The following is a 12,745-nucleotide window of genomic DNA, read 5'->3' on the forward strand; positions in this document are numbered from 1 at the left end:
GTACTGCATTGCCTATCTCAACTACGTCAAAACCTAATGGCACGGGTGTTAAACGCATCTTCCGCGCTTCTATAAATTCAGTGTCGGGTTTAAAAGCTTGCTGGATACATGAATCTGCCTTTAGACAAGAAGTAATGCTCTGCCTCATCCTCTACCCATTTTTATTTTTTGTTGATATCACTTCCGTAGAAAAAGCGTTGCTGTTTTCTTCACTCACCCTTGTAGTGATAGTGGAACTCATCAACTCCGCTATCGAAAACACCATTGACCGTATCGGACTAGAACATAACGAACTTAGCGGGCGTGCGAAAGACATGGGGGCTGCCGCCGTCATGATGACCATTTTTATGATGATGGGTGTGTGGTTATGCGTACTGCTCGGCTAAATGTTCTCAAACCCTTGGTATCCGCTTGGCTTTTATTTCTGATCGCCATGTCAGTTTTCAGTATTTTAAACATTGATTTTACGTTAGCCGACTTTTTGTATCGCCTTCAGGGTAATACCTGGGCATGGAAAGATGCCTTGATTACCCAGGATATTCTTCACAAAGGCGGTAAATGGCTAAGTCTGGCGATGGGGTTAGCCACACTCCTCCTGTTGATACTAAGCACCATGTTGATTCGTCTTAAAGAGTATCGCATGCCGCTTTTATATCTTTTTTCCGCAACGCTTCTTTCGGCGTTACTGGTTGCGACTATTAAACACCTGGTGAGCATGGAGTGCCCTTGGGATTTAATACGCTATGGAGGAGATCGAGGCTTTATTGGCCTGCTCGACACACGCCCTTCCTCAGTGCCAGCGTCCGCTTGCTTTCCAGCCGGGCATGCCAGCGCAGGGTATACGTGGATAGCTCTTTACTTCTTTTTTGCCGCCATACGACCCCACTGGCGATGGGCAGGGCTTGCGCTGGGTTTAGGGCTTGGCCTTACGTTCGGCCTCACTCAACAGTTGCGCGGGGCGCACTTTCTATCCCACGACCTCTGGACCGTCATGCTTTGTTGGACCGTCAGCTTTGTCCTTTCAAAACGCTTATTACCCCCCCGCATTCATTAATCTTTTCTCAGAGAGCTTTTCGATGCCCCCTTTGCTGTCCTTGCCGTCAAAAATTGTTGAAACAGCTTGGCATTATCGCCCCACATTGAGCACAGAGCAGCTTGTCTTATGGGTCGTTGTCATATTCAGCGTTTTTTACAATATCCCTTTTTGGCAACAAGCCCTTGCTGGCTATGACCTTCTTGCCGCCCAGACATGGCTGACCTTTGCCAATATGTTGTTGGCCATGATCTGTCTTAACTTTTTGGTCTTCGTTAGCTTTGCTTTTCGAACGCTGGTAAAACCCATATTAACCTTACTGTTTCTGATTGCCGCCTTCGTCAGCTACTTTACCAGTTATTACGGCACTTATTTTGACACTTCCATGTTAGACAATGTGCTTCAAACGGACACTAACGAAGCACAAGAGCTTCTCACCGCTGGTTTACTGATTCATTTGGCCATCTTTTTTGGCTTGCCTACCGTCATGATTTGGCGAGTTAATATCGCGCCTTCAACCTGGAAGAAGGCAATGCTGCGTAGGTTGGCTTATTGCCTCGCTAGTACGGTTATATTGCTGTTAGCGATCTTCTTATCTTATCAAGACGTGTCGTCACTGATGCGCAACAATAAGCAGCTGCGCTACTTGGTGACTCCAGGTAATTATATAGTATCGATGGCCCAGGCGCTTTCCAGCCAACACGCTAGCGCGAATACGGCGCGACTCCCAGTGGGAGAGGATGCCTATATCAGTTCGCAAGAGGGTGACAAACCCACACTGCTCGTCATCGTGGTGGGCGAAACGGCGCGGGCGGCGAATTGGGGATTAAATGGTTATGAGCGCCAAACCACGCCTAAACTTGCCCTGCAGCCTGACGTTATCAATTTTTCGGACGTCTCCTCATGCGGTACAAGCACGGCGGTCTCGTTACCCTGCATGTTTTTATTACCAGGGCGTGCCGATTACTCTAAATCCTATGCTCAGCAGCATGAGTCCTTGCTGGACGTATTAGCCCACGCCGGGCTAGAGGTCACCTGGCTTGATAACCAATCAGGCTGTAAAGGCGTCTGCGAGGGAGTGACGACAAAAGCGCTCTTGCCAGAGGACTATGCGTCTATGTGCCAAGATGGACGCTGTATGGATGAGGCACTGGTTCAAGCCTTAACCACGCAAATTAGCAGCAACTTAGTTGATCAGGTGGTTGTGCTGCATCAGCTAGGCAACCATGGGCCCAGCTATTACCAACGTTACCCTGCCGCCTACGAACGGTTTGTGCCCGCCTGTACCACCGCGGATTTAGCCAAGTGCTCAAGAGAGGCCATCACCAACAGCTACGACAACGCCATTCTATATACCGACACCGTATTGGATCAGGTAATTGAGACGCTAGAGCGTCAGGATGACTACGCAACCGCGATGATCTATCTCTCGGATCATGGTGAATCACTGGGGGAAAAAGGGCTTTATCTGCACGGCATTCCCTACGCTATTGCCCCCGACGAACAGACGCATGTGCCTATGGTGTGGTGGCTTTCCAGCACATTTTCACAGCAGCAAGGGCTCGATATGGAATGCTTACGCCGAACCGCTGATCAATCCGCCTCGCACGATAACTTATTTCACACCGTGCTGGGCTTGCTTGGCGTAGCAACGGATATTTATCAGCAGGCAGAAGATATTAGCCAAGTGTGCCGACAACCCTCCAGCCGTTAAACGCGTAAGTGATCGTTAAGTATTCGGTGGCAAGATACATTCAATCTCACCACGATTTAGGCGCATTGGAATGCCCATAACGCTCTTATTAACAAAAAAGATCGCTTCAGGCAGTTGGATATCGAATGATGATGAGACTTTAGTCTACTGGCGTTGGCTGCCATTTAGAGAATGCATAATTTTAACCTTTTTGCTCTCCACTCTCATCGTGTTATTTGAGATAGAAACAATTGAAATTATCATCGCTATATTCAGCATCGGAATCAGCAGCACCTCTCAGCTATTGAGGTTAAGCAGTGCAAGCACAACTATGGGTAGCCTTCTTCATCCTTTAGCGAATGAGGTTTTAGATACGCTGGACGCGATAGGTAGTGCAGGAGTTGGGACTGTGGTTGTTTTATTTCTTCTGGCTTAATACCTACCCCTAACTCATGGTGCGAGTCTGTAAACCAAATTGTGTAACTGCCCACGACTGAATAATCTTCAAAAGCCCTGGGCGCATAACTGGCCAAAGGCATCAAGTCTGGGAAACACCTCGGAGCCCTCAACCAACAGCTCGTAAAACTCGCCGTTGCCATCAACCGTCTGCTCGAACGATTGCACCGTGCGCTTGAATCGAAACGGATTTTTACCGCCAACAGTGCCCACGAATTGCTTACACCGCTAGCAATAGCGCTTGTCAAAGTGCAGCGACTGAAAACTCAGTTACCAGGCAACCCGCTAAACTGATTGAGAATGCGCTCAAGCACGGCTCACCGAACCAGCCGGTGGAAAAGCCAACATGGAGAGCAATGGCACGCTGAGAGTGTGCAGTGGCAGTGACATCGTGCCACCGGATCAGCTCATTCTATTACGCATTCGATTTATCCGCTCAAAAACAGACAGTACCGGTTCCGGTCTAGACCTACCCATCGTTGACGCAATGACTAAGGGCGGATGTATTGTGTTACATCTGCGCTCGCCAGCTACGGAGCATCAAGACGGTTTTGAAGCGGAAATTATCATTGCCCCTATTGCAAGAGTTGATGCCAGCAACTAATAATTTTCTCAAACACCCGCAGCGCGCAACCGATCTTTGAGGCGCTGATTTTCCTCTATCAGGTCAGCCGCCAACGCGGCAAGCTCAGGCGCAGCCTCAAAGTCGCGTTCCAACCGATACATTCGCCGAGCTCGGGTCAGGTCATGGCTGGTGAAGCGCCAGCTCGACACATAGGGTGAACCGTCAGCCAGTAGGCCACTCTCAATGCGTTCAATAACCCAATCGGTTTCCACCGAGCAGGCACGCGCCAATTCTTCGAGGGTTAGGGTCGCCTCGTCGATCAGATCACCGTTAATAATGTCCCACTGTACCATGGCCTAACCTCCCTTCCTTTGGCGCGGATCGAAAGCCAGTTCACGCGCCATGGTTTCGTAGAGTTTCCGAGCATTATCGTTATCGGCTGAGGGCAGGACTACTTCCAGCTCAACATATAAATCACCCGGTTCAGGCCCGGGAATACCACGCCCCTTCAAACGCAACCGGCGTCCTGTTTGAGAGCCTGAAGGCACCTTTAATTTCACAACACCTGAAGGTGTGGGTGTTTCAATGCTGGCGCCTAAAGCAGCCTCCCAGGGCGTTACCGGCACTGTTTGGTGTATATCTCGGCCTTCAATACGGTAAAGTGAGCTGGGGGTAAAGTGGATCTCAAGAAACAAATCCCCCGCAGGCCCCCCGCCGATACCGGGGCTGCCCTGCCCTGTAAGACGTATATGCTGGCCCGCTTTAACACCCTTGGGAATTCTTACGTTGAGGGTGTGTTCTCTGGAGCTGACGCGACCTTGGGCATCGGCCTGTGGCACAAGCAGCGTGATCGAACGAGTAGCGCCGAGGTAGGCATCTTTTAGATCAATGAGAATTTTGGCATGACGATCTTCGCCCCGCATTTGATAGCCGCCTGCCCCTCTGTTTGGTCGGCTACCATGGCCGAAAATATTAGCAAAAAAGTCACTGAATTCACCGAGGTCGGTTTCCTCAAAGCCACGCCCGCTGAATTCAAAACCTGCATCCCAATCCGGAGGTGGATGAAAATCCTGACCAGAATGATACTGCTGCGCCAATTGGTCATAGGCGAGGCGCTTCTCGGGATCAGACAGCACTGCCTTGGCCTCATTGATTTCTTGCATGCGCTGCTCGGCATCCGGCTCTTTGCTCACATCGGGATGGAACTTGCGTGCCAGCTTGCGGTAGGCCTTTTTAATCTCCTCGGCCGTCGCCGTCTTCACCACACCGAGCGTAAGATAGTAATCCTTAAATTCCACGTTGAGAGCCTCCGTTAGTCGGAATGGGCTCTAGGCATTGATCAGCCAAGTACCCCGTGTAATAAGCAGTTGATGACACAAAGCTAGTCGGAAACTTCCTTGCACACCCGCAGGCTAGGCGCCTATCGTTAATCCATTTTTGAACACTACGCGTTCTTAGAGTAGCCACGACACGATGAATCCCGTTTACCAGCAGTTTTTACTTATGAACATTTTATTTCGAAACAGGGAAGAGTTATGCAAGATGACTACTTTGTCTTGCAGGTATTGACGCCCAACAGTTTGTAGGCAGGACAAAAATTGAACAGGCCTGTTACCAACGGCAACAGCCCAATCCAACCCCATAAACCTATAGTTCCAGTGATGGCCAGTACAATCAGTACAATGCCGACTAGGATTCGTAAGATTTTATCGATGCCGCCTACATTGCTCTTCATGATGGATACCTTTTGCCTCTTAATAGGTCTCGACCTTTTCTATAACGGAGGCGTGACGCCTATGACTGCCGAGATTCCAATTGCTACTACGAGTGAAATGGGCTTTATTACATTACTTTTTTCTAACCTAATAACTCAATTACATGATTAGCATAGCTGTACTAACTGGCCAGGGCACCACACAAGTGGCAGCTGCTTGATCCATATCAAGCTATTTGAGTGTTGGTGATGGTGGAGAGAGATAATTAAGGGTGCCCACTACACTTAGCGGTTTTTAAGGGCATTAAATACACCAGATACAGCGGCATAATCCCTAAATAATGTCGTGCTGCGACAATGCCAGCACAGCCATTATTCTAGGGGTCATTTTTTCTTATGTTGCAACAGAGTGTTGCCCTGGGCCCAATGGGCTTTAGTATCCATCAGCTCTTGATTGGCTTGGCTTTTTTATTGGCGCTGATTGCCGGAGCGCTGCTGGGTCGACGTCATCGGGAGTCCGTAAGTGATACGCTATTAACCCTGCTCATTGTCGCTTTTATTGGCGCCCGTCTGGTATTCGTGGTGCGTTACTGGAGCGAGTATGATGGCTTGCTTTCTCGCCTAGATATACGCGATGGCGGCTTTGATATCATCGGCGGGATTCTTGTAGGCGTTGCGTATGCAAGCTGGGTTCTATGGCGATCACCGCGCCAGCGGTTTCCACTGACCGGCGCGCTTGTAGCGGGCGGCATTGTATGGGGGGTCACCGCGGGTAGCGCTACTCTCATAGAGCACCAGTCTCGCCCGTTACCGGATATCAAGCTGACTACCCGCACAGGCGCGATCATTGATCTACCGCAAATGTCGCGACGGAGCCAACAACCTATAGTAGTCAATCTATGGGCCAGTTGGTGCCCGCCGTGTATCCGCGAAATGCCGGTTTTTGAACAAGCGCAAACTAATGAAACCGACATCACCTTTGTCTTTGTTAATCAAGGGGAGACATCTTCCCATATTGACGCGTTTATGAATGCATACGGCTTCTCGTTGGACAACGTATGGCTCGACCCCCGCAATGAGGTTGGTCAAGCCACCGGAGCTCATGCCATGCCAACCACGCTCTTTTATGATGCCAATGGCCACTTGGTCAATACACACTTTGGCGAGCTTTCCAGCGCGACTCTGCAACGTGGATTAGAACATTTGCGCTGACCCGCCCTTTTAATATCCTTCTACTACTTTTTAACGCCATATCATTAAAACAGGACGTTGTAATGCAATTAACCCGAAACACCGTTAGCGGTTTTTTGTTACTAGCAGGATTGGTGGGCACCTCTACGAGTGTTGCCAATGACCTCCCCGCCCCAATTCAGGCACTGGCCGACCAAGGATTGGAGATTCATGGTCAATTCGATGCCCCCGGCGGGTTGCGCGGTTACGGCGCCAGCGTGCAGAGTCAGGATATGGCGATTTACTTAACGCCCGATGGTGAGCACGCCGTGGTGGGCACACTAATGGACAGCGAGGGTAATGACCTTACCGAAGTGCAGTTGGATGAGCATGTACGAGCTCCATTAGAGGCACAAACCTGGCAGCTATTAAGCGAAAGCCACTGGATTCAGGATGGCGATGTTGATGCTCCCGTGGTGATTTACACCTTCACGGACGCCAACTGCCCCTACTGCCGCCAGCTGTGGCAAGACGTTCGCCCCTGGGTGGAAGCAGGTGAGGTACAGCTACGTCATATCATGGTAGGTATCTTAGCGCCCGACAGCCCTGGAAAAGCATCCGCCGTCCTCGGAGCCGATAACCCGGCGGCGACATTGCATGCCCATGAAAGTGGCCAGCAAGAAATCGAAGCCAGCGCCCAACCGAGGGAAATTGAAGAGCAGGTGTATGCCAATAACCAGTTGTTTGAGGAGCTAGGGCTGTATGCCACTCCCACCTCGGTTTTTCAGCGTGAAACAGAGAACGGGATCGTGCGCCTCGACCGCATTCAGGGTATGCCCAGTGACGAGCGGCTGATCGAAATGATGGGCAGCGAAGCGCCATAAAGGGTTGCAGGAGGCCGGTTACTGCTCCCCACCCACGGGCGAGGCTTCCAACTTCTTAGGCTGCAACCGGCGCGGGGCCGGATTTACGCAAGCCTCCATTGGCAGGAACTGACAGTTCTTCGGCCCCCCGTTACAGTAAAATGCTTTGCTGGCGGATATTAAGCGCCGCGTTATTATCGCGATCAATCCACAGTGCTCTCAGTCCCTCTGGCGCACTGATAGCGCTAATGCCTCGGTTTTGTGGTTGCACGCGTGACAGGTTTTCAAGCTGGCAAACCACTGATTGATCTTAACCAGGTGCTTGCCGTCAGCCTTGGCCTTGTATTCAAGTTTCTGGATAAAGCTGTACCAGCTTGCATCCGCAATATGCTTGGCTAGCTTACGGTTTTTCAGCATATTTTTACTGCTCAGCGTCTCGAGTACCACCGCTTGGTTATCGTCAATGAGCTGTCGAGTCAGCTTGTGATGGAAGTCAGTATGGGCATTGGTTCGGCGCTCATTCGCCTTGGCGAGCTTCAGCCGTGCTTTCGCACGGCTGAAGCTGCCTTTTTGGCGGCGTGACAGGGCTTTCTGTGTGTGCCGCAAGTTGGCCCGAGCGCATGTTAAGAAGCGGGGATTAGCCACTTTGTAGCCATTGGAGTCAATGGTGAGGGGCGTTAAGCCCATATCGACTCGAAATTGAAGAGTCGCTGCGTAGTCTGTCAGTGCAGTCCGGAAAACTGCTCGGTGCAAATTGCACGCAGCGCTGGCATCGGCTGGCACCTTTACCTTGGGTACCGCCCTGCCCTTGCTAATGTTTTTTGTTCTTTCTGGTTTCTCTGGTTATGTGGGCGGTCTCAGGGAGTTCTCTGATATTTCTGGCATTACTGGGGTCGCTGTCGGCGAAGGCCGGTGGTGCCCCAGCGTTTCTGGCGGCCCGGCGCGCCACCTTCTGGGGCGCCCAGGCCATGGCGTTCGCAGCAGGGGTTGGTGCGCTGTTCGGTGTGGTTGCGGGTTAATGCTGCTAGCAGCCGCAAGCGGTGGGACAGTTTGCCGCGTAAGTCTCGCTTTCGGGCTGCAACACCGTGTGACGGATTTCAAAACGTTCTTGCAGCATCTCTGTCGCCTGCATCAGCAACTGGTCATGGCCGATGTCTCCGTCCGCCATGACCAAGTGAGCAGTGATGGCATTGTCACTGGTGCTCATGGCCCAGACGTGGAGGTCGTGCACAGACACCACCCCGGGCAATTTCAGCAGTGCCGCTTGCACCTCCGCCAGATCAATTTCTTCCGGTACGCCGTCAAATAGTAAATGCAGCGATCGACGGAACAGCGACCAGGTGCCTGCTACGACCACCACAGCGATCGCCAGGCTCATGACCGGGTCAATCCAGTCCCAGCCCAGCCACAGATAAAACACACCAACGATCACCACACCCAGGGATACCAGGGCATCGGCCGCCATATGCATAAAGGCGCCGCGGATATTAAGATCGTCCTTGCTGCCAGCCAGAAACAGCCAGGCGGTCACTGAGTTGATCACTACACCAATCCCCGCAACCACCATAACCGTGACCGCCGCCACCGGAGAGGGTGTTTGCATACGTTCAATCGCTTCCCACGCCAGATAACCCATGGCGACCAGCAGTATCACCGCGTTGACAAAGCTGGCCAGGATCGAACCTTTTCTCCAGCCATAGCTGTGACGCATATTGGGGTGCAGTTGCGCAGCACCAAACGCGGCCCAAGCCAGCAGCAAGCCACCTACATCACTTAGGTTATGGGCGGCATCTGCCAGCAGAGCAAGAGAACCGGCCTGCCAGCCGTAAAAGACCTCGATCACCACAAACGTGACGTTCAGCGTTATGCCGATCACAAAGGCCCGACCGAAATTGCGGGGTGCGTGATCATGATCGTGCGCCATCAGTTTTTGATCCTTGAAGGTAAACAGATCCGGGCGACAATTTTTACCCGCCTCAATGGCAAGTATTTCGCCCTCGGCCAGAGGCTGCCAGGGCTTGTCGTTCAGCGGGACAGACGATAATAATAGTGTAACCCGCTGAACGCCTCCTGGTTTTCTCAAAACGTTGGTGACTTCTTTTTCAGCGCCTCAAACCCGATAATAATGTCCATGAGTTCGTTGGTAATCTCATCCTGACGCATCAGCCTGAACTGCCCGCCGACCTCCTCAAGGCGCTCATCGACGGCCTGTTCCGCCTGCTGCATCAGTGCAAGCCTGGCCGCGTTCTCAGTGACCATAGCTTCCGCCGAGGCGCTAAAGACGCTGGCAAAAATATGGTTACGCAGTAGCGCCGAGAACAACGGCGTTGCTTGCATGGTATAGCTGGGGAGGGATCGGGATTTCCAGCCGGTCTTGGCCGGAGCCGACAACAGCGAGGGTGCCAACGGCAACAACGGGTTCACCATCGGTTCGCGCTGACCCGTCCCTGCTCGCTGGGTGAACAGCAGGGTCACAGCAATCCGATTGTGCACATCGTCGCCCCCGATTTCGTCCAACTGCGTGACTATGTCACTCGCTAAACGCCCGATGCCGTCAGCCGACGCCGGGGGCAAAAGGGTAACTTCGGGCTTGAGCCCCTGGTCGCTGAGGGCATCATTCATGCGTACGCCGACGCACAATACCCGCACGCCGCTCTCTACCTTTGCCGCCTCGGTCTTTGCTCGCGCGGCAAGCACCTCGTTGTAATTACCACACAAGCCGTGGTCAGAACCAAACACCACCAGGATCTGTTTCGCCTGCGCAACGACAGGCATGGTAATGGGTTCAGTTTTGGCAACAAATGCCCGGAGACCGCTCAGTACGGTCTGGTGATAGGATTCAACGGCTTGCGCAGCATGTTCATAAGGCACTGCATTGATCGCAGACATGATCTTCATGGTGTGAACAATGCCGCGAATGCTGGTGAGCGTAGCCGTGCGGCGGGACAGGACTTCAAGCGTCTGGGCCATGGGTATCTTCTCCAGGCAACTTGAGTGCAGTGCGAGCCACTTTCAGGATGGTTGCCTTTTGGTCTTCCTCCAACGGACGGTTTTGCCCGATGCTCTCAGCAACGTCTTTAAGGGAGTCCCCAACACCTTTGCGCATCCTCGCCATAGCAGTAACGATCTCGTTTTCGGACAGGTCGTCGAACAACCCCTCCATCGCGGCCATCAGGATCAACAGCTGCTCCACGGCAGGCACCGGATCCCGCTCGGGCTGGCGCAACGCGGCACGCACGGCAGCTCCGCGTTTCAGGCGGGCCCGGGTGTTGTCATCCAGGCGGGTACCAAAACGGGCAAAATCTTCCAGCTCTTCAAACTGGGAAAGCGTGACCCGCAGGTTGCCCGCCACATCCCGGAAGGCCCGGTGCTGGGCCTTACCGCCGACCCGCGACACCGACAACCCGATATCCACCGCTGGGAACTGATTTTTGCGCACCAGTCTCGGTGACAAATAAATCTGACCGTCGGTAATCGAAATCAAATTGGTCGGGATATAAGCAGACAGGTTTTCCGCCTGGGTCTCTACCACGGGTAACGCGGTGATGGAGCCGCCCCCAGCTTCCGGGGTAAACTGACCAGCCCGCTCTAGCAGCCGCGCGTGCACATAGAATATATCCCCTGGGAAGGCTTCCCGGCCTGGCGGGCGGCGCAGCAATAGTGACAGTTCGCGATAAGAGCGAGCATGGTGCGTCAGGTCGTCCAGTACAACCAATACATCCCGCCCCTGATTTGAAAAGTATTCCGCCATGGTCATGGCCGCATATGGGGCAATGTAGGCCAGACCGGGAGCCTCTTCATCGCCGGCCGCAACCACAAGGGTGTTGGCAATCTGACCACTTTGCTGCAGGGTTTCAATAACCCTCGCCACCGCGTCTCCACGCTGGCCGATGGCGCAATAGATACTCAGCACATCCGAGCGAGACTGGTTGAGGATGGTATCGATGGCAAGGGAGGTTTTTCCGGTTTGCCGGTCACCGATTATCAATTCGCGCTGGCCCAGCCCCACCGGTACCGCACCATCAATGGCCTTGATACCGGTAGCCAAAGGGCGGGTGACCGGTGCACGGCTCAGTATACCCGGGGCACTGGCTTCCACCGGTCGTTCTGCCGTCGATGCTACCGTACCTTTGCCATCCCTGGGCTCCCCGGTCGCGTCCACAATACGGCCGATGAGGCCCGGCCCGACCGGCACACTGAACACTTTGTGTGTGCGCCAGACATCCTCGCCAAAACTGACCAACTGCGAAGGGCCAAGCAGGATAACCCCCAGCCGGCCTGGTTCCAGATCCAGCACCACACCCCGAACACCCGAGGCGAAGATCAGCAGCTCATCGGCCAGAGCGCGGGCAAGACCTGACACCACGGCAATCCCATCACCCACCTCGGTAACCGTGCCCACTTCAGTCAGCGCTAGCGAGGGTGCCGGACTGTCCAGAACAGCACTAATAAACGTCTTCGCTGCGGTCAATTCCACTCCTTCAGCCATGGTTATGTACCCTGCCGGAACCGCCGGCAGCCAGCCGATTGGCCAGCAAGCCGACCAGTTCGTCGGTATAGCTATCAACCGTCCAGGCCACCTGGATACTGCCAATGCGCAAGATCAGACCCGGAGACTGACGGGTATCCGAAATAAAACTCAGGGCAAGGCCTGGGGCCAGACGTTCCAGTGAGGCCCTAAGCGTTTTCTGCGTGTTCTCCGGCAAAGGCGCTTGGGTCGTTGCAATGGCCTGTTCCGCACGGCCAGCGGCGGAGGTAAGTTCCTGAGCCAGAGGCTTCAGCTTGCTCATCACATTCAGGGCAATTTGCTCTTCCAGATCCTCATCCGCCAGATCACGAAGTGCCCGTCGAAGCAGTTGATAGAGAGTGTCGGCGCTGGCCAGGTGCAACTCTCTGGTAAAAGCCTGTTGTTCCGCCCCCAAGTGGGCCTGCCAGTCCTGCTTTTCCTGTTCCAGCCTCTTGCGAGTGGCGGTCAACAGGGCCTCTTTTTCTTGTTCGGCCTGCTCACGAATCTGCTCGGCATGGGCAGTATTATCGGCCAGCAGTCTCTGCTTTTGTTCCAGAAACTCCGCTTCGGCGGCGACAGCCTTTTTTTGCGCAACTTCCGCCTCACCCATTTGCGATGCGATTTCGGCTTCCCGGGCATCGATACCGTTCAGGATCGGCTTATACAGAAAGCGTTTTAGCAACCAGACCAACACCAGGAAATTGCCGATCTGCGCCGCCACCGTGACCCAGTCAATAGCCATGG

The 12,745-nt window shown here is 53.3% G+C and carries 16 protein-coding genes; 7 read left to right on the top strand and 9 right to left on the bottom strand.

The window, feature by feature from the left end; genetic code table 11:
* Positions 1-8 precede the first annotated feature (8 nt).
* The 4 genes from J7J49_RS01020 to J7J49_RS01035 all read left to right on the top strand — a co-directional run bounded on the left by J7J49_RS01020 (position 9) and on the right by J7J49_RS01035 (position 3,162).
* Positions 9-386, top strand: coding sequence for a diacylglycerol kinase (locus J7J49_RS01020; protein WP_251048083.1), 378 nt, complete (start codon positions 9-11; stop codon positions 384-386).
* Positions 368-1,054, top strand: a complete 687-nt coding sequence (locus J7J49_RS01025; protein ID WP_215089504.1) for a phosphatase PAP2 family protein — start codon at positions 368-370, stop codon at positions 1,052-1,054. The genes J7J49_RS01020 and J7J49_RS01025 overlap by 19 nt, the downstream gene beginning before the upstream one ends.
* A 22-nt stretch (positions 1,055-1,076) precedes the next feature.
* Entirely contained in the window at positions 1,077-2,747 is a 1,671-nt protein-coding gene (locus J7J49_RS01030; RefSeq protein WP_215089506.1) for a phosphoethanolamine transferase, read from the top strand.
* A gap of 70 nt (positions 2,748-2,817) precedes the next feature.
* Complete coding sequence (locus J7J49_RS01035) at positions 2,818-3,162, top strand: hypothetical protein (protein ID WP_215089508.1); 345 nt, start codon at positions 2,818-2,820, stop codon at positions 3,160-3,162.
* Positions 3,163-3,230: 68 nt separating this feature from the next.
* On the opposite strand, the gene J7J49_RS01040 is transcribed toward J7J49_RS01035, so the two are convergent.
* The 4 genes from J7J49_RS01040 to J7J49_RS01055 all read right to left on the bottom strand — a co-directional run bounded on the left by J7J49_RS01040 (position 3,231) and on the right by J7J49_RS01055 (position 5,482).
* Positions 3,231-3,395 carry a hypothetical protein gene (locus J7J49_RS01040; protein WP_215089510.1) on the bottom strand — a complete coding sequence of 55 codons (165 nt, stop codon included), beginning with the start codon at positions 3,393-3,395 and terminating at the stop codon, positions 3,231-3,233.
* A 399-nt stretch (positions 3,396-3,794) separates the two neighbouring features.
* Positions 3,795-4,100 (bottom strand): chaperone modulator CbpM, encoded by a 306-nt coding sequence (locus tag J7J49_RS01045; RefSeq protein WP_215089512.1) that lies wholly within the window; start codon positions 4,098-4,100, stop codon positions 3,795-3,797.
* A 3-nt stretch (positions 4,101-4,103) separates the two neighbouring features.
* A complete protein-coding gene (locus J7J49_RS22740; RefSeq protein ID WP_215089514.1) occupies positions 4,104-5,045 on the bottom strand; it encodes a DnaJ C-terminal domain-containing protein in 942 nt (313 codons plus the stop codon).
* A 248-nt stretch (positions 5,046-5,293) separates the two neighbouring features.
* Positions 5,294-5,482 (bottom strand): YgaP family membrane protein, encoded by a 189-nt coding sequence (locus tag J7J49_RS01055; RefSeq protein ID WP_215089516.1) that lies wholly within the window; start codon positions 5,480-5,482, stop codon positions 5,294-5,296.
* A 375-nt stretch (positions 5,483-5,857) separates the two neighbouring features.
* On the opposite strand from J7J49_RS01055, the gene J7J49_RS01060 reads away from it, so the two are divergent.
* Positions 5,858-6,673: a TlpA disulfide reductase family protein gene (locus tag J7J49_RS01060; RefSeq protein ID WP_215089518.1), complete on the top strand. Its 816-nt coding sequence runs from the start codon at positions 5,858-5,860 to the stop codon at positions 6,671-6,673.
* A gap of 62 nt (positions 6,674-6,735) precedes the next feature.
* The gene (dsbG, locus tag J7J49_RS01065; protein WP_215089520.1) at positions 6,736-7,515 is read left to right on the top strand and encodes a thiol:disulfide interchange protein DsbG; all 780 of its coding nucleotides are present in this window, start codon (positions 6,736-6,738) and stop codon (positions 7,513-7,515) included.
* A gap of 198 nt (positions 7,516-7,713) precedes the next feature.
* Here the strand turns inward: dsbG and J7J49_RS01070 are convergent, their stop codons facing one another.
* Complete coding sequence (locus J7J49_RS01070; RefSeq protein ID WP_215089522.1) at positions 7,714-8,181, bottom strand: RNA-guided endonuclease InsQ/TnpB family protein; 468 nt, start codon at positions 8,179-8,181, stop codon at positions 7,714-7,716.
* A 158-nt stretch (positions 8,182-8,339) separates the two neighbouring features.
* On the opposite strand from J7J49_RS01070, the gene J7J49_RS01075 reads away from it, so the two are divergent.
* Positions 8,340-8,513 carry a VIT1/CCC1 transporter family protein gene (locus J7J49_RS01075; protein WP_215089524.1) on the top strand — a complete coding sequence of 58 codons (174 nt, stop codon included), beginning with the start codon at positions 8,340-8,342 and terminating at the stop codon, positions 8,511-8,513.
* Positions 8,514-8,518: 5 nt separating this feature from the next.
* Here the strand turns inward: J7J49_RS01075 and J7J49_RS01080 are convergent, their stop codons facing one another.
* From J7J49_RS01080 to J7J49_RS01095, 4 genes are read right to left on the bottom strand one after another with little or no spacing between them, the layout of a single operon-like run.
* Positions 8,519-9,577, bottom strand: coding sequence for a cation diffusion facilitator family transporter (locus J7J49_RS01080; protein WP_251048084.1), 1,059 nt, complete (start codon positions 9,575-9,577; stop codon positions 8,519-8,521).
* The gene (locus tag J7J49_RS01085; protein WP_215089526.1) at positions 9,574-10,464 is read right to left on the bottom strand and encodes a F0F1 ATP synthase subunit gamma; all 891 of its coding nucleotides are present in this window, start codon (positions 10,462-10,464) and stop codon (positions 9,574-9,576) included. Before J7J49_RS01085 ends, J7J49_RS01080 begins: the two co-directional genes overlap by 4 nt.
* Complete coding sequence (locus J7J49_RS01090) at positions 10,448-11,983, bottom strand: F0F1 ATP synthase subunit alpha (RefSeq protein WP_215089527.1); 1,536 nt, start codon at positions 11,981-11,983, stop codon at positions 10,448-10,450. The genes J7J49_RS01085 and J7J49_RS01090 overlap by 17 nt, the downstream gene beginning before the upstream one ends.
* Positions 11,976-12,743, bottom strand: coding sequence for a F0F1 ATP synthase subunit B family protein (locus J7J49_RS01095; RefSeq protein WP_215089529.1), 768 nt, complete (start codon positions 12,741-12,743; stop codon positions 11,976-11,978). Before J7J49_RS01095 ends, J7J49_RS01090 begins: the two co-directional genes overlap by 8 nt.
* Positions 12,744-12,745 lie beyond the last annotated feature (2 nt).

It is taken from the genome of Halomonas sp. ISL-56, from assembly GCF_018612805.1.
Taxonomy (GTDB): Bacteria; Pseudomonadota; Gammaproteobacteria; order Pseudomonadales; family Halomonadaceae; genus Vreelandella.